We start from the raw sequence: 19212 nt of genomic DNA on the forward strand, positions 1-19212 counted from the left end.
TGGGAGCATCTGCACTTCGCCTCAAATCACCCCTCGATCTTCGAGAAATCCGCGACGTTGTGCACTGCGGCGCGGACTCGCTCAAGTAGCGCGAGACGAGCGGATCGCTTGGCGGGATCGGAATCGTTGACGATAACGCTATCAAAGAACGCGTCGATCGGGGCCCGGAGCGACGCGAGCGCGGCCATGGCGGCGGCGAAATCCTCGCGTGCGATCGCGGCGGTGGCGAGGGGTTCGGCGGAGTCGAGCGCGGTCATCAGCGCAGCCTCTGCCGGTTCGGGGGTGTAGGACAGCGTTTCCTCTTCGCCCCTCCCTGGAAGGGAGGGGTCGGGGGTGGGTCGGTCCGAGGCGGGCGCGACGTTCCCACGAGGGCTACCCACCCCCGGCCCCTCCCTTTCAGGGATGGGAGCAGAAGAGGCGGCGTCGTCCTTCGGCGCCTCCTTCTTCAGGATATTGGCGGCGCGCTTGTAACCGGCGAGCAGGTTCGCCCCGTCCTCGGTGGTCACGAACGCCTGAAGCGCGTGGACGCGCGCGAGCAGGCGGACGAGATCGTCCTCGCCGCCTAGCGCGAACACCGCGTCGATCAGGTCGTGCCGGACGCCGGCTTCGCGTTGCTGGACCGAGAGTCTTTCCCCGAAAAACGGAACGATCTCTTGCTGCTTCATATCAGCGAAGGCGAACACTGCCGCGGGTACTTGGTCTTCGGACAGGCGTGCAGTCAGAACGCTCTCTAAACTCCCGCCCCGCAAACCTTCCGTTTGGATGTCGTGTTGGGATGCCAAGGAAAAGAACGCTGCCATCCGGTCGTCCGAAATTTCGTCTACCCGACGCGCGCCAGCCAGCAACCGGTTCCACCAAAACACGCCGTGCTGGGTAAGTGCCTGAATCAAAGCCCGACGAAAGCCAAGTCGCAGTTGGTTGACGGTAATGATGCGGATGGCACCCAGCGCCGCTCGACGTAGAGCAAAAGGATCCTTCGAGCCCGTTGGCTTCTCGTTAATCCCGAAGAAGCCAGCAATCGTATCCAGCTTGTCCGCCAAGCTCACGGCCACCGTTACCGGGTCGGTGGGGACGTCGTCGCCTTGGCCGACCGGCTTGTAGTGGTCGCGGATGGCGGTGGCGACGGCCGGGTGCTCGCCCTGCGCGGCAGCGTAGTAGCCGCCCATCAGGCCTTGTAGCTCGGGGAACTCGCCGACCATGCCGGTTACGAGGTCTGCCTTTGCGAGGCGGGCTGCGCGGTCTGCTAGGGTGGCCAACTGCTCCCTCTCCCCTGCGGGGAGAGGGTTGGGGTGAGGGGCAGTACCGGGCGCTGCGCTGCTTGGCAGCCCCTCACCCCGACCCTCTCCCCGGAGGGGAGAGGGAGCAGAAGTGACGATGCCCTCTTCTACCAGCCAGCGGGCGAGCTTCGCTACGCGGTCGACCTTGTCGGCTACCGTGCCGAGCTTTTCGTGGAAGACGATCTTCGACAGCTTGTCCGCCTGCTCTGCGAGCGGGACCTTCAAGTCGGTGTCGTAGAAGAACTTCGCATCCGACAAGCGCGCGGCGAGGACCTTGCGGTTGCCCTCGACGATCTTCGCGCCGCCGTCGTGGGCGGCGATGTTAGCGGTACAGACAAAGGCGTTGGCCAATTTTCCGTCGGCGCCGCGGCAGACGAAATATTTCTGGTTCACGCGCGCCGTGAGCTGGATCACCTCGGGCGGGACGTCGAGAAACGCGGGATCGAACTGGCCTAGCAGGGGAATCGGCCACTCGGTGAGGCCGGCATTCTCCGCGACGAGGCCTTCGTCCTCGATCAGTTCGAGCCCGGCCTGCGCCGCGGCTTCGCGGGCGTGGTCGCGGATCAGCGTGGCGCGTTCGTCGTGGTCGACGATGACGTGGCAGGCGCGCAGTTTCTCGACATAGTCGTGCGCGCCGCCGATCGTGATCTGGTACGGGTGGTGGAAGCGGTGGCCGAGCGTGGCGGCGCCGCTGGCGATGCCGGCAATCTCGAACGGCACGATCTCTTCGCCGAGCAGCGCGACGATGCCTTGCAGCGGGCGGACCCAGCGGAGCGATTCGGTGCTGGCGGAGGCATCGCCCCAGCGCATCGACTTCGGCCACGGGAACGCGCGGACGATCGCGGGGATCGCTTCGGCCAGAACGGCGGCGGTGGCGCGGCCGGGCTTTTCGGTGACCGCGAAGAGCGTGCCGTTGCGGTCTATCAGTTGCTCGCGCGTGAGGCCGGTTTTGCGGAGGAAGCCTTCGAGCGCCTGGGGGGGGGCGGAAGTCTTGGGGCCCTTGGTTTCCTCGGAGACGGCGGCGGTCTCGAGCGGCAGGTCGCGCGCGATCAGCGTCAGGCGGCGCGGGGTCGCGTAGGTGACGATGGCGCCGGTGGCGATGCCGGCCTTGGCGAGCTCGGCGGTGAACAGCTTCGCGAGGTCTTCACGCGCCTTGGACTGCATCCGGGCGGGGATTTCTTCGGAGCGGAGTTCTAGGAGGAAGTCGGTCATTTGGGTTCGCACGCGAAGAAGAAGGAGTTGAGTTCACGCGGAGACGCGGAGACGCGGAGTAGAAGGGGAGACAGGCTTTCAGCGCTGCGCGCGGCTGTTCGACGCCGCAGGCGTCTCGGAACATGAGGCTGGAGCACGGGCGAAAGAATGCGGAAGCGAGACACCCCTTCTCCCTTCTGCTCCGCGTCTCCGCGTCTCCGCGTGAACATACCTTCTAACGAGCGCATCATGCTGCCCATCCGTGCTTGTCCATCCAGGCGGCGCAGGCGCCCTTCGCGAGGTCTCGGACTCGGCCCATATAGGCTTGGCGTTCGGCTACGGAGATTACGCCGCGGGCCTGGAGCAGGTTGAAGATGTGGCTGGCTTTGATCGCCTGCTCGTAGGCTGGGATCGGGAGCTTGGCGGCCAGTGAGTTCTCGCATTCGGCGACATGCTTGCGGAACTGGTCGAAGAGCGAGTCCGTGTCGGCGATCTCGAAGTTCCACTTCGACATCTCCTGCTCGTTCTCCAGGAATACGTCACCATAGGTCACCCCGGCGTCGTTGAACGCCAGGTCGTAGACCGAGTCCTTGTCCTGGATATACATCGCGAGGCGCTCCAGCCCGTAGGTGAGTTCTCCCGCGACGGGCTTCATGTCGAAGCCGCCCATCTGCTGGAAATAGGTGAACTGCGTCACCTCCATGCCGTCGCACCAGACCTCCCAGCCGAGACCCCAGGCGCCGAGCGTCGGGCTTTCCCAGTCGTCCTCGACGAAGCGGATGTCGTGCTTCAGCATGTCGATGCCGATCGCCGCGAGGCTGCCGAGGTAGAGTTCCTGGAGGTTGGCGGGGCTCGGTTTCAGGATGACCTGATACTGGTAGTAATGCTGGAGCCGGTTGGGGTTCTCGCCGTAGCGGCCGTCGGTCGGGCGGCGGCAGGGCTGCACGAACGCGGCGTTCCACGGCTTCGGCCCGAGCGCGCGGAGCGTCGTCGCGGTGTGGAAGGTGCCCGCGCCCATTTCCATGTCGTAGGGCTGCAGGATCAGGCATCCGTGTTCGCTCCAGTAATCGTGGAGCGTGAGGATCATGCGCTGGAAGCTAAGAGGCTTTATCGTTGGCTGGATCTGGGGCTGGGTCACGCGCGGGCTTTGGCGGATGGGGGTGCGGGAGGCAAGTGGTGCGTTGCGGCCGGGCGTCCTACATGGGCTGCATCAACGATAAGGATGCCGTCACCTTGAAGCTGTTTTCGAAGATCGTTTCGTTCCGATCCGCGCTGTCCGCCATCGCCATGGCGTTCGCCCTGCCCGCCTGTGCGCAGGTCGCGCCAAAGCCGGCTCAGGCCGCGAACGATGCCGATCCGGCGCTTTGGGTGGTGAAGGACAAGGACACGACGATCTACCTGTTCGGGACGATCCATGTGTTGAAGCCCGGCATGACGTGGTTCGACGAGGCGGTGAAGACCGCGTTCGATCGGTCGAACCAGGTGGTGCTGGAGCTGGTGATGCCCGATCCTGCGAAGATGCAGTCGCTGGTGATGGCGACCGGCGTGTCGAAGGACGGCCCGACGCTGACCGAGCAGCTGCCCGCGGACAAGCGTGCGGCGTATGCCAAGGCGGTGACCGATTTGGGGCTGCCGGCGAATGCGTTCGATCGGTTCAAGCCGTGGCTGGCGGCGACCAACCTGTCGATCGCACCGCTGTCGAAGCTTGGGTACGACTCGGCTAATGGGCCGGAACAGGTGATTACGGCGGCGGCGAAGGCTGCGGGGAAGCCGGTGATCGGGCTGGAGACGGCGGAGCAGCAGCTGGGGTATTTCGGGGGGCTGTCGCAGAAGGCGCAGATCCAGTTTCTGGGGAGCACGATCGACGAGTTGCCCAAGCTCGAGAGCACGATGGCGACGATGGTGGACGAGTGGGCGAAGGGGGATCCTGAAGCTCTCGCTAAGGAAATGAACGATAGCCTCAAGGACTCGCCCGAGGTGGCCAAGGTTTTGCTGGTGGATCGCAATGCGCGTTGGGCCGAGTGGGTGAAGACTCGACTCGGGACGCCGGGGACTGTGTTTATCGCGGTCGGTGCTGGGCACCTGGCGGGCAAGGATAGCGTCCAGGCGCAGTTGGCGAAGCTTGGGGTGAAGGCCGAGCGGGTCAAGTATTGAGCGACTAAACCCCTCTCCCTCCGGGGAGAGGGAGGGGCGCGCTGCGAAGCAGTGGGAAGGTGAGGGCACGGTCGGCCGCAAGCGCGTGCCCTCACCCTTCCGGCGCAAGCGCGCCTCCCTCCCTCTCCCCCGAGGGGAGAGGGGTAGAATTGCTTTTCCTCGCCAGTTCCGCTATGCGCCCGCGCTTCCGGTCCATGGTCATCCCTGGAGGCGTGGGCGGGAAGGACAACAAACGAGTTTCGGAGAATACAGATGAGCGACCAGTTGACGCTCGCAGCCGAGACGCGTGACCGGGTTGGCAAGGGAGCCTCCCGGGCGCTGCGTCGTGATGGCCGCGTGCCTGCCGTGATCTACGGCCTGAACCAGGAACCAACCTCGGTTCACCTCGAGGAAAAGGCGCTGATGAAGGCGCTGATGACCGGCCACTTCATGAATTCCGTGGTGATGGTCAACGGCGTGCGCACGCTGCCGAAGGACGTCTCGTTCCACCCGGTTTCGGATCGCCCGATCCATGTCGACTTCCTGCGCATCGGCGAGCATTCGACCGTGACGGTCGCCGTGCCGATCGCGTTCACCGACGAGGACGACGCACCGGGCATCAAGAAGGGCAAGGGCGTCCTCAACATCACGCGTCACGAGATCGAACTGGTCGTCGACGCTTCGGACATCCCGAGCGAGATCACGATTTCGCTCGCCGGTCTGGAGATCGGTGATTCGATCCACATCAGCGACGTGAAGCTGCCCAAGGGCGCGACGCCCGCGATCGACGACCGCGACTTCGCGATCGCCACGATCGTGCCGCCGACCGTGCCGACCGTCGAGGACGAAGAGCTCGAGGCTGAAGTCGCCGAAGCTCAGGCTGCCGAGGCTGCTTCGGACGAAGAGCCGGTCGTTGAGCCTAACGACGATGACAATGACGACGACAAGATCACGCCGCAGAAGAAGGACTGAGGGTTCAGCCCTTCGTCTTAGGATGATCTGGCGGGCGGGAAAGCTAGGGCTTTCCCGCCCGTTTCGTTTTGTAGCTGTTCGCACCACCCAAAACCGCCATCCCCTCGCCCTCCCCGTCATCCCCGCGCAAGCGGGGATCCAGACCCTCGGACCTTTCTGAGGAATCGAGAGGTTCGCCAATATGGGTTCCCGTCTCCGCGGGAATGACGGTAGGGGCACGGGCAACGACCGTTTCTTGGAGAATCACACGTGCAGATCTGGGCGGGACTCGGCAATCCGGGGGCGCAATATGCGATGCACCGGCACAATGTCGGGTTCATGGTCGCCGACGCGATCGCCGAGGTGCACGGCTTCGGCGCGGTCAAGAAGCAGTTCCAGGGCTGGACGCAGGAGGGGCGGATCGGCTCGCAGAAGATCCTGCTGCTGAAGCCAGCCACCTTCATGAACGAAAGCGGCCGCGCGATCGGCGAGGCGCTGCGGTTCTACAAGCTCGGCGTCGAGGCGCTGACGGTGTTCCACGACGAACTCGATATCGCGCCGTTCCGCGTGAAGGTGAAGACCGGCGGCGGGACCGCGGGGCATAACGGGCTGCGCTCGACCGACCAGCATCTGGGACCGGAGTTTCGCCGCGTGCGGCTGGGGATCGGGCATCCCGGGCACAAGGATCGCGTCACCGGCTATGTGCTCGGGAATTATGCGAAGGCCGAGATCGAGCCGTTGTCCGACATGCTCGGCGCGGTCGCGGCGGAGGCCAAGTGGTTGGCGGAAGGCGACGACGTCCGCTTTATGAACGATGTCGCGTTGAGGATGCAGCCATGACCACCCGCTCTCTGTTTGCCACGCGGTTCTACGAGGCCGATCTCGGCGACGACGATCTGGTCGAAGAACTCGAGGACGCGGCGCTCGAACTGGCGAAGGCAGATCGCGCCGGGGTCGCGTGGTCGAAGGCGCACGGGTATCGCGGGTACACGTCGTATGCGTCGCTGAACGACCTGCCGTTGCGCGATCCGCGGTTCGGGGATCTGGTGCGGGTGCTGAACAAGCATGTCGCGCAGTTCGCGAAGGATTGCGCGTTCGATCTGGGCGGGCGGAAGTTGAAGCTGGATAGTCTTTGGGTGAACGTCCTGAAGCCGGGTGGCGCGCATTCGGGGCATATCCATCCGCACAGCGTCGTTTCGGGGACGATGTATGTGGCGATTCCGGAAGGGGCTGGGGCGTTGAAGCTGGAGGATCCGCGGCTGCCGATGATGATGGCGGCGCCGACCCGGCTTGAGGATGCGGCGGAGGATCTGCGGACGTTCGTTTATGCCGAGCCTAAGCCGGGGAGTGTGTTTTTGTGGGAGAGCTGGTTGCGGCATGAGGTCGTGCCGAATGCTGCCAAGGGCGAGCGGATTAGTATCAGTTTTAACTATCGGTGGTGATTGGGGGCTGAAACAGCTCGCCGCTACCTCGTCATCCCGACGAAAGTCAGGATGACGGAGGTGGTGTTTTCCTGCGGACGCAGGAACCCAGGGTTACATCGTGCGACGTTCCTGACCCTGGACTCCTGCGTTCGCAGGAGAACGGTGCTCTCTCGAATCAGGGCGGCGCGGTAACGCCCCGCCCCCTGCCCGATCAGGCCGTCTTCATCGTCGCCATGTCGATGACGAAGCGGTACTTCACGTCGCTCTTCACCATGCGCTCGTAGGACGGTTCGATCTCGTCCATGCGGATCATCTCGATGTCCGACACCAGGCCGTGCTCGTTGCAGAAATCGAGCATCTCCTGCGTCTCGGCGATGCCGCCGATCAGCGAGCCGGCGATCGCGCGGCGCTTGAAGATCAGGTTGCCGACCGAGGGCGACGGATGCGCGTGCTCGGGGACGCCGACCAAAGTCATCGTACCGTCGCGCTTGAGCAACGCGGTGAACGTGTCGAGGTTGTGGCTGGCCGCGACGGTGTTGAGGATGAAGTCGAAGCTGTTGGCGTGTTCGGCCATCGCGGCTTCGTCCTTCGACACGATCAGGTCCTTCGCGCCGAGACGCTTGGCATCGTCGCGCTTGTTGGGCGAGGTCGAGAAGACATAGACCTCGGCACCCATCGCGTTGGCGATCTTGACGCCCATGTGGCCGAGACCGCCGAGACCGACGATGCCGACCTTCTGGCCGGGGCCGACCTTCCAGTGCTTGAGCGGCGAATAGGTGGTGATGCCGGCGCAGAGCAGCGGCGCGACCGCGGCGAGGTCGGCTTCGGGATGCGAGACCTTCAGGACGAAGCCTTCGTCGACGACGATCTTGTCCGAATAGCCGCCGAAGGTGTGCCCGCCGAGCACGGGATCTGGGCCGTTATAGGTGCCGACGAACCCGGTCGTCTCGCAATATTGCTCCTCGCCGTCCTTGCACGACGGGCACTCGCCGCAGCTGTCGACCATGCAGCCGACGCCGACGACGTCGCCGACCTTGAACTTGGTGACGTCGCTGCCGACGGCGGTGACGTGGCCGACGATCTCGTGGCCGGGGACGCAGGGGTAAAGCGTGCCTTCCCACTCGCCCTTGGCGGTGTGGAGGTCGGAATGGCAGACGCCGCAGAACGCGATGTCGATCGCGACGTCGGTCTTGCCGGGCTCGCGGCGCTCGAAGCTGAAGGGGGCGAGCGGGGTTTCGGGAGATTGCGCGGCGTAGCCGTGGGCGGTCGTGGTCATGGAATTCCTGGGAATTTCTGGGGGAGGGGCTCATGATAACCAGCGAGCGGCGATATCTCTACCGAGCGGTATGATAATTTTGCTGCATTGCGGCAATCGAGTGGTTCGATCAGACCCGCTCCTGCCGATCCTCCCCCGTCAGGGGGAGGTGGCGCGAAGCGACGGAGGGGAGGAACACGCAACAGCGGTTGCGCCGGCCTCCCCCTCCGTCAGGCAAGTGCCTACCACCTCCCCCTGGCGGGGGAGGATTAGGAAGAGGTGTCCTTGCTGGCCTTCCGGACCGCCCTGCCCTAAAGCGCCACCACATTCTTATACCAAGGGCATATCATGGGTTTTCGCTGCGGCATCGTGGGGCTGCCGAACGTCGGCAAGTCCACTCTCTTCAACGCGCTGACCGAGACGGCCGCGGCGCAGGCGGCGAACTATCCGTTCTGCACGATCGAGCCGAACGTCGGTAACGTCGGCGTGCCCGACAAGCGGCTCGACGCACTGGCGAAGATCGCTGGATCGCAGAAGATCATCGAGACTCAGCTCGGCTTCGTCGACATCGCCGGGCTGGTGCGCGGCGCGTCGAAGGGCGAAGGGCTCGGCAACCAGTTCCTCGGCAACATCCGCGAGGTCGACGCGATCGTCCACGTGCTGCGCTGCTTCGAGGACGGCGACGTGACGCATGTCGATAACAAGGTCGATCCGATCGCCGACGCCGAGACGGTCGATACCGAGCTGATGCTGAGCGACCTCGAAAGCCTCGAGAAGCGCGTCCCCAACCTCGCCAAGAAGGGCATGCAGGGCGACAAGGAAGCCAAGATCGGCGCCGCCGTGCTCGGCCAGGCGCTGGAGCTGCTCCGCGAAGGCAAGCCCGCGCGGCTGACCGTGCCGAAGGACGAGGACGAGGCGCGCGTGTTCGCGCAGGCGCAGTTGCTGACCGCGAAGCCCGTGCTCTACGTGTGCAACGTCGACGAAGGCGATGCGGCGAACGGCAATGCGCTGTCGGCGCGGGTGTTCGAGAAGGCGAAGGCCGAGGGCGCCGAGGCGGTCGTGGTGTCGGCGGCGATCGAGGCGGAAATCGCGACGATGCCGGCGGAGGATCGCGGCGAGTTCCTCGGCGAACTGGGGCTGGAGGAGACCGGCCTCGCCCGCGTCATTACCGCCGGGTACAAGCTGCTCCACCTGCTGACGTTCTTCACGGTCGGGCCGAAGGAAGCGCGTGCCTGGACCGTCCACGAGGGCGCGACCGCACCGCAGGCGGCGGGCGAAATCCACGGCGATTTCGAAAAGGGCTTCATCCGCGCCGAGACGATCGCGTTCGACGACTTCATCGCGCTGGGTGGGGAATCGAAGGCACGCGAGGCCGGCAAGCTGCGCGCGGAAGGCAAGGCGTACGTCGTCCACGACGGCGACGTGATGCACTTCCTGCATAGCTGAGGGTTCGGCGGCGGCGGTGGGTCAGCGATAGTTTTCGCAGGCTACCCCGTCGCCGTCACCGTCCATGCCGGCACGATAACCCGGCTGACCGCGGTGAAGCGGCGCGGCCCCCGCCGCCCGCACTTCGCGGCATCCGCTGTAGAATACCGAGCTTTCCGACTGGGAGCTGGTCGAACGGCGGGCCGGTGGCGATGATCCAAATGCTGGGCGAACGACGTTGTAGGGCTCGGCGTCTGCTACGCGCCGTGCAGGCGCGACGGCGTGTCGCCGCACCACCGGCGGCGCGGCGATCGCCATATCGGGGACCGCCTTGGTATCGACGATAGCCGGGGCAGGAATGGGCTGCGGCTCAGTGGCTTTCCAGACACCGGCAAACATCAATGTCGAGGCGATTGCCGTGACTGTGATAAAGGAACGCTCCATGACGCCACCATACGGGCGTAGTGGTTTACGAATGTTTGTTGGGTTGCTGTTTTAGGGCAAGGCAAAGATGGTGAAAGACTTGATGTCGGTGTTAATAAGATTGCAGCCGTAGCTATCAGTCCTCGCACACCTCACCTGCTGCTGTGATTTTACCACCTTCGATCGTCGCGAAACATCCGGGATTGTATCGTTCAGCTTGGCATAGCCCCTCTGCTGCTTCGCCAGCCGGTGGAATAGGTGTCTGCCCCGGTCCATCGACGCTTCTGAGACACCGACCTTGGCAATCCGCCTTGTCGGCACACATCTTTCCGCCATCGGCGTAGCGGGATTGACAGATTGGGAAGCCGAAAGCGCTGCGGCTCTCATATCCTCCTTGGCCTAGGCAGGTGCGGCTTTCGGACACATTCAGGCGCTTGGGCAAGCTGCTGCAACTTCCAGCAATTACGGTAACAAGTAGGGCCGCCATGGTTCGAGCGTAACGAAGTGAGCATATCGGCATGACCGAATGTTTCCCTACTGTGTCTATGCCCGCAATTGAGCCCTAGCCGTTGGCCTTGGTATGATCAGGCAATGCCAGTGGTCGTCTTGCGGACTTGCGGCCTGCCGCGGCGACTATGACTGCGCTGGACAGGAGGATGCTGGATACGAGCGCGCCGACCGACAGCAGGCCCGCGCTGGTGACCGATGCGTCGAAAGTCGTGCGTTTGCCGATCCTGATCGAGACTTTGGCGGCGGGGGCGTTGGTGGTTTTGGTTCGTTCGGAGTGCGTTGGGGTCTTCATGCGCTGAGGCTGAACCTTTCGCGGGTTTCGGGCAAGGCTGCGCTTTAGCGCCACGAGCGGTTTGGCGGGTTCGGAGAGAGACTGCGCGGTTGTCGCGGGTCGTGCGGGGGGGTAGACCGGCGGCATGCTCGCGCGCCTGATCCTAGCTTTGCTCCTTGCTGCGTTTGCGTTTCCTGCGGTGGCGCCGGCGGCGTGTCATGATGCGTCTGCTGCGCGGGGGCGTGCCGTCGTCATGGACATGGCAGCGATGGGCGGGACGCACGAGGCTATGCCGGGTCACGAGGCGCCCGATCGGAAGGCCACGCCGCTGCATGGGTGTATCGGGTGCGTGCCGCCTTCGAACTGGAATGGCGCTCGGGTACTCGGCGTGGCGTTGCGGGAGCCGGCGATGGTAACCGAGCGGGCGGCGGTGCTGGATCTTGGGGCGGGTGTCGCGCCGGCTTTGCGGCCTCCGCGAGAGGCTTGATCGTCGGGTGCTGATGCTCCCCGATTTTTCAGGCTTTTCAAGGATATAATTATGACTCGATCGAGGTTGCTCGCGGCTGGTGCCGTGAGGGCGATGCTGCTTGCGGGCGGTGTCGTGGGAGCGGTGCTGCCGGTTGCCGCGGTGGCGCAACATTCCATGGCCATGCCGGGCATGACGATGCCGGATGCGGTGCCCAAGAAAACGGTGAAGAAGTCGAAGTCGCGGCCGGTGGCTAAGCGGTCGGGTGCGCGTTCGGCTGCGCCGGCGGTTCCTCCGTCGCTGTCTGGAGGGGCTGTCGATCATTCGACGATGGACCATTCGGCGATGGGCCACCCCGCTCCGGTCGCTCCCCTCACCCCGGCCACGCCGTCTGCGATGCCCGAGGGTATGCCCGGTATGGATCATGCGCAGATGGATCATTCCGCGATGCTTGGGATGGCGATGGATCATGGCGCGATGGGGCACGCGATGATCGCGGACCCCGCCTACCGCGCGGCATCCGATGCGGCTTTGGCGAAGATGCCGGCGGGATCGGCGATGGCCGGGATGGCGATGGGGACGTCGGCCGGGTTCTACACCCAGGGCAGCGGGACGTCGCGGCTGCCGGCGGCCGAGGGGCCGATGCGTGGGTATATGACGCAGGCGGGCGCGTGGATGCTGATGGCGCATGGCTATGCGTGGGGCGTCGCGACCGACCAGGGGGGACCGCGCGGGAAGAGCGAGGCGTTCGTGGAGTCGATGGCGATGCTGATGGCGGACCGCGACCTGGGCGACCGGTTCCATATCCAGTTGCGGACGATGAACAGCCTCGAGCCGCTGATGGGCGCGCGCGGCTACACCAATTTGTTCGCGACCGGGGAACTGGCGAACGACCGGCCGCTGGTCGATCGGCAGCATCCGCACGACCTGTTCATGGAGCTGGCCGCGAAGGTCGATTACCGGCTGGGGAACGGCGCGAGCGTCTTCCTGTATGGCGGGCCGGTCGGCGAGCCGGCGCTGGGGCCGAGCGCGTTCATGCACCGGGGGTCGGCGCGGTATCAGCCGATGTCGCCGATCACGCATCACTGGTTCGATTCGACGCACATCACCTACGGCGTGGTGACGGCGGGGTATGCGACGCCCGCCTTCCAGCTGGAGGCGTCGGCGTTCAAGGGGCGCGAGCCGGACGAGCATCGCTGGAATATCGAGACGCCGCGGCTCGATTCGTGGAGCGTGCGGGGGACGTGGACGCCGTCGCCGTTCTGGGCGGTGCAGGTGAGCCATGGGCGGCTGAAGGAGCCCGAGGCGCAGCATCCCGGCGAGGACGAGAATCGCTCGACCGCGAGTGTGCAATATGCGCGGGGCGGGCTGGCGACGACGTTTGCGTACAGCCTCAAGGACCGGGTGCCGGGGGAGAAGCTGAGCGCGTTCCTGGCGGAGGCTACGTACGAACTGACGCCTCGGCATGCGGTGTTCGGGCGATTCGAGAACGTGGCGAACGACGAGTTGTTTCCGGACGAGGGCGATCCTCTGCACGATCGGAAGTTCCGGGTTACGAAGGCTGAGGTCGGGTATGCCTACCGGGTGCCGATCGTCGGGCCGCTTGGGTTGGCGCTTGGCGGCACCGTCGCGGCGTATGCAAAGTCGGCGGCGCTGGAGGCGGCGTATGGGAAGACGCCGGTGAACTGGACGCTGTTCAGCAAGCTGGCAGTGGGGTTGTAGGCCGACGGCTGGTGCTGAGTGTTGCGGGCGGCCACCTCAGCTTCCGTCCTCAGCACCTCCTTTACCTCCCCGGCGGAGGCCGGGGTCCAGTTTGGTAGGCGGCAGTAACGAAGCGCAACGCCGATGAGCAACGTCCCCCAATTGGGCCCCGGCCTTCGCCGGGGTGGTGCTGTTCGTTGGGCGACCGGTGCCCTGCGCAAACGGTCGCTTTCGCTCGCCGTTCGTGCCGAGTAGGGATCGCGCGAAGTCGCCATCTGCTCGGGACGAACGGTTATGATGAAGAACGCGCTGGCTCTCCTCGGTTCCGCACTCGGGCTGATGCTCGCTGGGTGTGCATATCCGTATACGCCCCCTGCCCTTGCGCCGATCACTGCACCTGCTCCGACCACGATGGCGGCGGCTGCGATGCCGGGCGAGGCTCGGGCGCCGGTTACGATTCTCGTGTCAATCGATGGCTTCCGGCCGGATTATCTCGACCGGGGGGTGACGCCGAACCTCAACCGGCTGCGCGCGGGCGGGGTGTTCGCGAGCGTGCGGCCGTCGTTTCCGAGCATTACCTTTCCCAATCACTGGACTTTGGTGACCGGGCTGCGCCCCGATAGCAGCGGGATCGTCGGGAACCGGATGGAGGATCCCGCCCGGCCGGGTGAGACGTTCACGATGGCGACGGACGATCCGTTCTGGTGGAGCGAGAGTTCACCGATCTGGGTCGATGCGGAGAAGGCCGGGATCCGGACGGCGACGATGTTCTGGCCGGGCGCGAACGTCGCGGTCGGCGGCAAGGTGAAGCCCGACAGCCACGGCGCGATCGAGGGGGGGACGCGGCCGGAGGACTGGCAGCAGTTCAATCAGCAGGTTTCGGGGACGCAGCGGGTCAACGCGGTGCTCGACTGGATGCGGCGGCCTGCCGCGATCCGGCCGAAGCTGGTGACGCTGTATTTCGATACAGTCGACAGCGCGGGGCATGCGGGTGGGCCGGACAGTGCTGGCGTGACGCAGGCGGTGGCGGATGTCGACGCGAGCATTGGGGCGCTCGTCGATGGGCTGGCCGCGCTGGGGCAGCGGGCGAACCTTGTGATCGTCGCGGATCACGGCATGGCGGCGACGAGCAGCACGCGGGTCGTGGCGCTCGATACGATCGCGGACAAGGCGGACTATCGCACCGTCGAGATGGGGCCGTACGCGACCCTGTTCGCGGTACCGGGGCACGAGGCGGCACTGGAGGCGCGGTTGCTGACCCGCCACGATCATCTGCAATGCTGGCGCAAGGGGGAGATCCCGGCGCGGTTCCATTATGGGCGCAACCCGCGCGTGCCGAGCTATCTGTGCCTCGCCGATGTCGGCTGGCGGGTCGATCCGAGCGCACCGACTAAGGCTTCGGTCGGTGGGATGCACGGCTATGACAACATGGCGCCGGAGATGCGCGCGCTGTTCATCGCCAACGGGCCCGCGTTCGCGCGCGGCAAGACGATTGCCAGCTTCGACAACGTGGCCATCGAGCCTTTGCTGCGCGATCTGATCGGGTTGCCGGCCGAGGCGGGGCTGGACGGCACCGACGCACCCTTCCAGAAGGTGCTGCAACGATAAGAGGAGAGGTTGTGCAGTATTTCGAGGATATCGAGGTCGGTCGGACCGCGTCGTTCGGTTCCTACGCGGTCACGCGCGAGGAGGTGATGGACTTCGCCGCGAAATACGATCCGCAGCCGTTTCATCTGTCCGACGAGGCGGCCGCGCAGACGCATTTCGGGCGGTTGTCGGCGAGCGGCTGGCATACGTGCGCGATGGTGATGTCTATGGTGGTCGCGAACCTGAAGGAGAACCAGCAGGCTGGGCTCGGGTCGCCTGGGATCGACGAGTTGAAGTGGGTGAAGCCGGTGTATCCGGGGGACACCCTGCGGTGCGAGACCGAGATCCTGGAGAAACGCGTGTCGGCGAGCCGGCCGGAGATGGGGATCTTCAAGAGCCGGATGCGGGTGTTCAACCAGGACGACATTATGGTGATGACGTTCGTGTCGAACGGGTTAGTGGCTACCCGCCCTGCTGGCACGCCGACCGGTTGATTGGCAGTCGATCGCCCTTCACGTAATCCGGCTTTTCGTCTGACGTTGGTGTTTTTCACGCGAAGGCGCGAAGGCGCTAAGAGACGATTTGTTCACGCGGAGACGCGGAGGCGCGGAGAGATTTAGGATGGCAGAGCTTCGTCGTGAGCTTCACTGTCGCGATGAGTGGACTGCGCCTTTCCTAAACTACTCTCCGCGTCTCCGCGTCTCCGCGTGAAAAACTAATCCTTCTCTTCGGGCCTTTGCGCCTTCGCGTGAACCAATCTGCTCTAGTTACTGCGCCGGACGACCGCCGCCGCGGTTGCCGCCGCCCTGACGTCCGCCGCCTGGCCGTCCACCGCCGAAGCGCTGGCCGCCGCCGCCGCGATTGCCTCGGAATGCGCCATCGCCGCGATTACCGCGGAAGCCGCCTTGGGCTTGGGGCTGCTGCGGGTTGGCGACCTGACCGGGTTGGCCGAACTGGCCGCGACCGGGACCACGGCCGCGATCGTCGCCGCGGCCGGGACGGCCGTTGCCGAATTGACCCTGACCGGGCGTGCCGGGATTATTCTGATAGCCCGGACGGTTGCCGCGCCAGCCGCCGTCCCGGCCGCCATTGCCTCGGTTGCCAAAGCCGCCCCAATTGCCACGGCCACCGTCGTTGCGGTTGCCGCGATATTGCTGGCGGCCCTGCCAGTAGCGCTGCTGGTTGCCGTTCCAGCGGTGTGGGCGGCGGTAGCGGTCGTAAACGTACACGCCCGAACCGGGATAATAATAATCGCCGCTCCAGCCGTAATAGGAGTTCAGGCCGCCGTAACCAGCGAAGCCATCATAGCCGCCGCCGTAGCCTGCGCCATAATAGCCATCGCCGTAGCCACCGCCGTAATAGGGGTCGCTGGCATAACCGACGCCTACGCCGCCATAGCCGTAACCGTCGGTGCAGCCTGCGACGCCTAGTCCGAGACCCAGGGCTAGGCCGATAATGCCGAAGCGCTTCATAAACATGGAGGTTCTCCCGTACGTGGAGAGCGGACACAACGCGCCGCCATTCATCGCACAACGGAGTCCTTATGTCGCAAGTTCCATGAATGGGGTCTGACGGGTTTGGGGGCTGGCGCAGCGCCTGTGCGCACGGGGGCGCTCTCTCCTTACTGTTCCCTCGCGTACGCGGGGGTCCAGGGTAGCGGTGCGCTACGGTATTTAGCTGGGCCCCCGCGTCCGCGGGGGAACGGCTATGGGGGTCATGTCCTCCGGGCGGTCAGTGGCCGGGGAAGTGGATCAGGGCGGTTGCTTCGATGCCGTCTGTGCGCAGTGCTTCCGCGCCGCCCAGGTCGGGGAGGTCGACGAGGAACTGCGCCTGCGTGACCACCGCGCCGGCTTTGTGGAGGAGGCGGACGGCGGCGCGGGCGGTGCCGCCGGTGGCGATCAGGTCGTCGACCAGCAGGACGCGCGCGCCGGGGGCGAAGGCGTCGGCATGGATCGCGATGCGGTCGGTGCCGTATTCGAGCGCATAGTCCTCGGCGATGGTGGCGCCGGGGAGCTTGCCGTCCTTGCGGATCAGCAGGACGCCGGCCTTGAGTGGCGCAGCGAGCGCGGCGGCGAACAGGAAGCCGCGGGCTTCGATGCCAGCGACCAGATCGACCGGGCCGGAGACTGCCGCGACCATCCGCTCGATCGCGGTCGCCCAGCCGTTCGGGTCGAGCAGCAAGGTGGTGATGTCGCGGAACTGGATGCCGGGCTTGGGGAAGTCCGGAATGGTACGGATCAGCGCCTTCAGGGCGGCGTTGCGCTCGTTGGTCTCGGACATGGACGTTCCCTTCTTCGCACAGAGCGGCGGCCGTATCGCGGTGCTGCGCGACGGCCAAAACGAAAGCGGCGGATCGGGCTCCTCGCCCGTCCGCCGCTCCCTCTATGCGTGCGCCCTTACCGCGGGAGCCCGGCCGTCATCAATGCTTAACGTCGCGCCAGACGTTCTGGTACGCGCCCCAGGCGAGGCCGCAGAAGATCAGGATGAAGATGATCGACGCGAACCCGGCGGCATGGCGTGCCTCGAGGTTAGGCTCGGCAGTCCAGGTCAGGAACGCCGCGACGTCGGTCGACATCTGCTCCTTGGTGGCCTTCGTCCCGTCCGCATAGCCGACTTGGCCATCCGAGGTCAGCGGTGGCGGCATCGCGATGTTGAGGTTCGCGAAATACGGGTTGTAGTGCAGACCCTCGGGCGTCTTGATGTCCGGGAATTCCTTCAACATCTTCGCCGACTGCGACTGGTAGCCGGTCAGCAGCGAGTGGATGTACGCGCCGCCATCGTGACGCGCCTTGGTCATCAGCGACAGGTCGGGCGGCAGCGCGTTGTTGTTGGCAGCGCGGGCGGCGACGTCGTTGGCGAACGGCAGCGGGAAGTGATCCGACGGGATGTTCTTCCGCGTGGCCGGCTCGCCCGTCTCCGGGTTGATCGACGGCTGCTCGATCGCCCACTGGTTGGCGATCGCCTTAACCTCGGGCTCCGAATAGCCGATCTTCTGCAGGTCGCGGAACGCCACCAGGCGCAGCGAGTGGCAGGCCGCGCAGACTTCCTTGTAGACCTGGAACCCGCGCTGGAGCTGGCGACGGTCGAACTTGCCGAAAACGCCGTTCGAGGCGAGGTCCAGCTCCTTCGGGTGGAGATGATACTCGCTCTCGGCGGTCGGTGCGACGGGGTCGGTGATGGCCCCGTAGACGCTGCCGAACAGCGCGATGCCGAGCACCAGCACGAAGGCCGCGCCGACCAGGGATGCGATGAGACGAACCATGTGTGTGTCCTCTAGTTCGTATCAGTGCGCGGTGTGCGGCGCGGACGCCGTCGACAGCGCGGTCTGGGCCGGGCTCGTGCCACCGTGATTGGCCAGGACGGCCTCGGTGATCGAGTTCGGCAGCGGCCGCGGACGCTCGGAGCGGGAGATCAGCGGCAGGATGATCAGGAAATGCGCGAAGTAATAAGCGGCGCAGATCTGGCTCAGGATCACGTAGGTCGCCGTCGCCGGTGCACCGCCGCAATAGCCGAGGATCAGGATGTCCGCGACCAGCACCCAGAACGCGATCCGCGCCTTGGGACGGTAGTTCATCGAACGGACCGGCGAACTGTCGAGCCAGGGCAGGAAGAACAGCAGCAGGATCGAGCCGAACATCGCCAGCACGCCCCAGAGCTTCGCCGGCAGGATGAAGTCCGCGGTGAAGGCGCGCAGGATCGCGTAGAACGGCCAGAAATACCATTCGGGGACGATGTGCGCGGGCGTCGAAAGCGGGTTTGCCGGGATGTAGTTGTCCGGGTGGCCGAGATAATTCGGGAAGAAGAACAGCAGGCTGGCGAAGATCAGCATGAAGATGCCGAGCCCGAAGCCGTCCTTCGCGGTGTAGTATGGGTGGAATGGGACGGTATCCTGCTCGCCCTTGACGTCGACGCCGGTCGGATTGTTCGAGCCGGGGATATGCAGCGCCCAGATGTGCAGGATGATGACGCCCGCGATCACGAAGGGCAGCAGGTAATGCAACGAGAAGAAGCGGTTGAGCGCGGCGTTGTCGGGTGCGAATCCGCCGAGCAGCCAGATGCGGATGGTGTCGCCGACCAGCGGGATCGCCGAGAAGAACCCGGTGATGACCTGCGCACCCCAGAAGCTCATCTGGCCCCAGGGAAGCACGTAGCCCATGAACGCGGTTGCCATCATCAGCAGGAAGATGACCACGCCGAGCAGCCACACCATCTCGCGCGGTGCCTTGTACGAGCCGTAATAGAGCCCGCGGAAGATGTGCGTGTAGACGACGATGAAGAACATCGAGGCGCCGTTGGCGTGCGCGTAGCGCAGGAACCAGCCCGCGTTGACGTCGCGCATGATGCTCTCGACCGAGTCGAACGCGACCGCGCCGTTGGCGGCGTAGTGCATCGCCAGCACGATGCCGGTGACGATCTGGATGGCGAGTGCCGCACCGGCGAGGACGCCGAAGTTCCAGAAGTAATTGAGGTTGCGCGGGACGGGATAGCCGCCGCCGAGTGAATTGTAGACGAGCCGGGGAACGGGAAGCCGCTCATCCAGCCACCGCGTCAGCGGCAGCTTCGGTTCGTATTGCTTGGCCCAGGGAAAGCTCATGGTG

At 65.2% G+C, this 19212-nt stretch carries 18 protein-coding genes; 9 read left to right on the top strand and 9 right to left on the bottom strand.

Going from position 1 to position 19212, the window contains the following annotated elements:
• Window positions 1-26: 26 nt before the first annotated feature.
• Window positions 27-2489 carry a glycine--tRNA ligase subunit beta gene (gene glyS, locus C8J42_RS14185; RefSeq protein ID WP_133020584.1) on the bottom strand — a complete coding sequence of 821 codons (2463 nt, stop codon included), beginning with the start codon at window positions 2487-2489 and terminating at the stop codon, window positions 27-29.
• A gap of 226 nt (window positions 2490-2715) precedes the next feature.
• On the bottom strand, window positions 2716-3555 hold the full coding sequence (locus tag C8J42_RS14190; RefSeq protein WP_093398883.1) for a glycine--tRNA ligase subunit alpha: 840 nt from the start codon (window positions 3553-3555) through the stop codon (window positions 2716-2718).
• Between the two features lie 146 nt (window positions 3556-3701).
• Here C8J42_RS14190 and C8J42_RS14195 point away from each other — a divergent pair, with 146 nt between their 5' ends.
• From C8J42_RS14195 to C8J42_RS14210, 4 genes are all read left to right on the top strand, one after another.
• Window positions 3702-4622: a TraB/GumN family protein gene (locus C8J42_RS14195; RefSeq protein WP_347812412.1), complete on the top strand. Its 921-nt coding sequence runs from the start codon at window positions 3702-3704 to the stop codon at window positions 4620-4622.
• Window positions 4623-4874: 252 nt separating this feature from the next.
• Window positions 4875-5573 (top strand): 50S ribosomal protein L25/general stress protein Ctc, encoded by a 699-nt coding sequence (locus C8J42_RS14200; protein ID WP_056488652.1) that lies wholly within the window; start codon window positions 4875-4877, stop codon window positions 5571-5573.
• Between the two features lie 249 nt (window positions 5574-5822).
• Entirely contained in the window at window positions 5823-6392 is a 570-nt protein-coding gene (gene pth, locus C8J42_RS14205) for an aminoacyl-tRNA hydrolase (protein WP_133020585.1), read from the top strand.
• Window positions 6389-6994, top strand: a complete 606-nt coding sequence (locus C8J42_RS14210; RefSeq protein WP_133020586.1) for a TIGR02466 family protein — start codon at window positions 6389-6391, stop codon at window positions 6992-6994. Before pth ends, C8J42_RS14210 begins: the two co-directional genes overlap by 4 nt.
• 193 nt (window positions 6995-7187) lie before the next feature.
• Here the strand turns inward: C8J42_RS14210 and C8J42_RS14215 are convergent, their stop codons facing one another.
• Window positions 7188-8252 carry an NAD(P)-dependent alcohol dehydrogenase gene (locus C8J42_RS14215; protein WP_133020587.1) on the bottom strand — a complete coding sequence of 355 codons (1065 nt, stop codon included), beginning with the start codon at window positions 8250-8252 and terminating at the stop codon, window positions 7188-7190.
• 327 nt (window positions 8253-8579) lie between these two features.
• Here C8J42_RS14215 and ychF point away from each other — a divergent pair, with 327 nt between their 5' ends.
• Window positions 8580-9677 carry a redox-regulated ATPase YchF gene (gene ychF, locus C8J42_RS14220; protein WP_056047251.1) on the top strand — a complete coding sequence of 366 codons (1098 nt, stop codon included), beginning with the start codon at window positions 8580-8582 and terminating at the stop codon, window positions 9675-9677.
• 21 nt (window positions 9678-9698) lie between these two features.
• On the opposite strand, the gene C8J42_RS14225 is transcribed toward ychF, so the two are convergent.
• Window positions 9699-10100 (bottom strand): excalibur calcium-binding domain-containing protein, encoded by a 402-nt coding sequence (locus C8J42_RS14225; RefSeq protein WP_243644447.1) that lies wholly within the window; start codon window positions 10098-10100, stop codon window positions 9699-9701.
• Window positions 10101-10641: 541 nt separating this feature from the next.
• Window positions 10642-10881, bottom strand: coding sequence for a hypothetical protein (locus C8J42_RS14230; RefSeq protein WP_132833614.1), 240 nt, complete (start codon window positions 10879-10881; stop codon window positions 10642-10644).
• A gap of 124 nt (window positions 10882-11005) precedes the next feature.
• Between C8J42_RS14230 and C8J42_RS14235 the strand changes: the two genes are divergently transcribed.
• From C8J42_RS14235 to C8J42_RS14250, 4 genes are all read left to right on the top strand, one after another.
• A complete protein-coding gene (locus tag C8J42_RS14235) occupies window positions 11006-11347 on the top strand; it encodes a hypothetical protein (protein ID WP_133020588.1) in 342 nt (113 codons plus the stop codon).
• A 51-nt stretch (window positions 11348-11398) separates the two neighbouring features.
• Window positions 11399-13048 (top strand): hypothetical protein, encoded by a 1650-nt coding sequence (locus tag C8J42_RS14240; protein WP_243644448.1) that lies wholly within the window; start codon window positions 11399-11401, stop codon window positions 13046-13048.
• A 390-nt stretch (window positions 13049-13438) separates the two neighbouring features.
• On the top strand, window positions 13439-14635 hold the full coding sequence (locus C8J42_RS14245) for an ectonucleotide pyrophosphatase/phosphodiesterase (protein WP_243644475.1): 1197 nt from the start codon (window positions 13439-13441) through the stop codon (window positions 14633-14635).
• Between the two features lie 11 nt (window positions 14636-14646).
• Window positions 14647-15108 carry a MaoC family dehydratase gene (locus tag C8J42_RS14250; protein ID WP_133020590.1) on the top strand — a complete coding sequence of 154 codons (462 nt, stop codon included), beginning with the start codon at window positions 14647-14649 and terminating at the stop codon, window positions 15106-15108.
• 273 nt (window positions 15109-15381) lie between these two features.
• On the opposite strand, the gene C8J42_RS14255 is transcribed toward C8J42_RS14250, so the two are convergent.
• The 4 genes from C8J42_RS14255 to C8J42_RS14270 form a co-directional block, all read right to left on the bottom strand.
• Window positions 15382-16092 carry a hypothetical protein gene (locus tag C8J42_RS14255; RefSeq protein WP_207897137.1) on the bottom strand — a complete coding sequence of 237 codons (711 nt, stop codon included), beginning with the start codon at window positions 16090-16092 and terminating at the stop codon, window positions 15382-15384.
• A 253-nt stretch (window positions 16093-16345) separates the two neighbouring features.
• Window positions 16346-16894, bottom strand: a complete 549-nt coding sequence (locus C8J42_RS14260; RefSeq protein WP_133020591.1) for an adenine phosphoribosyltransferase — start codon at window positions 16892-16894, stop codon at window positions 16346-16348.
• A gap of 139 nt (window positions 16895-17033) precedes the next feature.
• Window positions 17034-17876, bottom strand: a complete 843-nt coding sequence (locus C8J42_RS14265; protein ID WP_133020592.1) for a cytochrome c1 — start codon at window positions 17874-17876, stop codon at window positions 17034-17036.
• Window positions 17877-17897: 21 nt separating this feature from the next.
• Window positions 17898-19208 carry a cytochrome b N-terminal domain-containing protein gene (locus C8J42_RS14270; RefSeq protein WP_133020593.1) on the bottom strand — a complete coding sequence of 437 codons (1311 nt, stop codon included), beginning with the start codon at window positions 19206-19208 and terminating at the stop codon, window positions 17898-17900.
• Between the last annotated feature and the right edge of the window lie 4 nt (window positions 19209-19212).

The sequence above is a fragment of the Sphingomonas sp. PP-CE-1A-559 genome (assembly GCF_004340965.1).
Classification (GTDB): domain Bacteria; phylum Pseudomonadota; class Alphaproteobacteria; order Sphingomonadales; family Sphingomonadaceae; genus Sphingomonas.

Coding starts and splice junctions, on each gene's coding strand:
- glyS (WP_133020584.1), bottom strand. CDS start 2,489: ATGACCGACTTCCTCCTAGAACTCCGCTCCGAAGAAATCCCCGCCCGG.
- C8J42_RS14190 (WP_093398883.1), bottom strand. CDS start 3,555: ATGATCCTCACGCTCCACGATTACTGGAGCGAACACGGATGCCTGATC.
- C8J42_RS14200 (WP_056488652.1), top strand. CDS start 4,875: ATGAGCGACCAGTTGACGCTCGCAGCCGAGACGCGTGACCGGGTTGGC.
- C8J42_RS14210 (WP_133020586.1), top strand. CDS start 6,389: ATGACCACCCGCTCTCTGTTTGCCACGCGGTTCTACGAGGCCGATCTC.
- C8J42_RS14215 (WP_133020587.1), bottom strand. CDS start 8,252: ATGACCACGACCGCCCACGGCTACGCCGCGCAATCTCCCGAAACCCCG.
- ychF (WP_056047251.1), top strand. CDS start 8,580: ATGGGTTTTCGCTGCGGCATCGTGGGGCTGCCGAACGTCGGCAAGTCC.
- C8J42_RS14225 (WP_243644447.1), bottom strand. CDS start 10,100: ATGGAGCGTTCCTTTATCACAGTCACGGCAATCGCCTCGACATTGATG.
- C8J42_RS14230 (WP_132833614.1), bottom strand. CDS start 10,881: ATGAAGACCCCAACGCACTCCGAACGAACCAAAACCACCAACGCCCCC.
- C8J42_RS14235 (WP_133020588.1), top strand. CDS start 11,006: ATGCTCGCGCGCCTGATCCTAGCTTTGCTCCTTGCTGCGTTTGCGTTT.
- C8J42_RS14240 (WP_243644448.1), top strand. CDS start 11,399: ATGACTCGATCGAGGTTGCTCGCGGCTGGTGCCGTGAGGGCGATGCTG.
- C8J42_RS14245 (WP_243644475.1), top strand. CDS start 13,439: ATGGCGGCGGCTGCGATGCCGGGCGAGGCTCGGGCGCCGGTTACGATT.
- C8J42_RS14255 (WP_207897137.1), bottom strand. CDS start 16,092: ATGTTTATGAAGCGCTTCGGCATTATCGGCCTAGCCCTGGGTCTCGGA.
- C8J42_RS14260 (WP_133020591.1), bottom strand. CDS start 16,894: ATGTCCGAGACCAACGAGCGCAACGCCGCCCTGAAGGCGCTGATCCGT.
- C8J42_RS14265 (WP_133020592.1), bottom strand. CDS start 17,876: ATGGTTCGTCTCATCGCATCCCTGGTCGGCGCGGCCTTCGTGCTGGTG.
- C8J42_RS14270 (WP_133020593.1), bottom strand. CDS start 19,208: ATGAGCTTTCCCTGGGCCAAGCAATACGAACCGAAGCTGCCGCTGACG.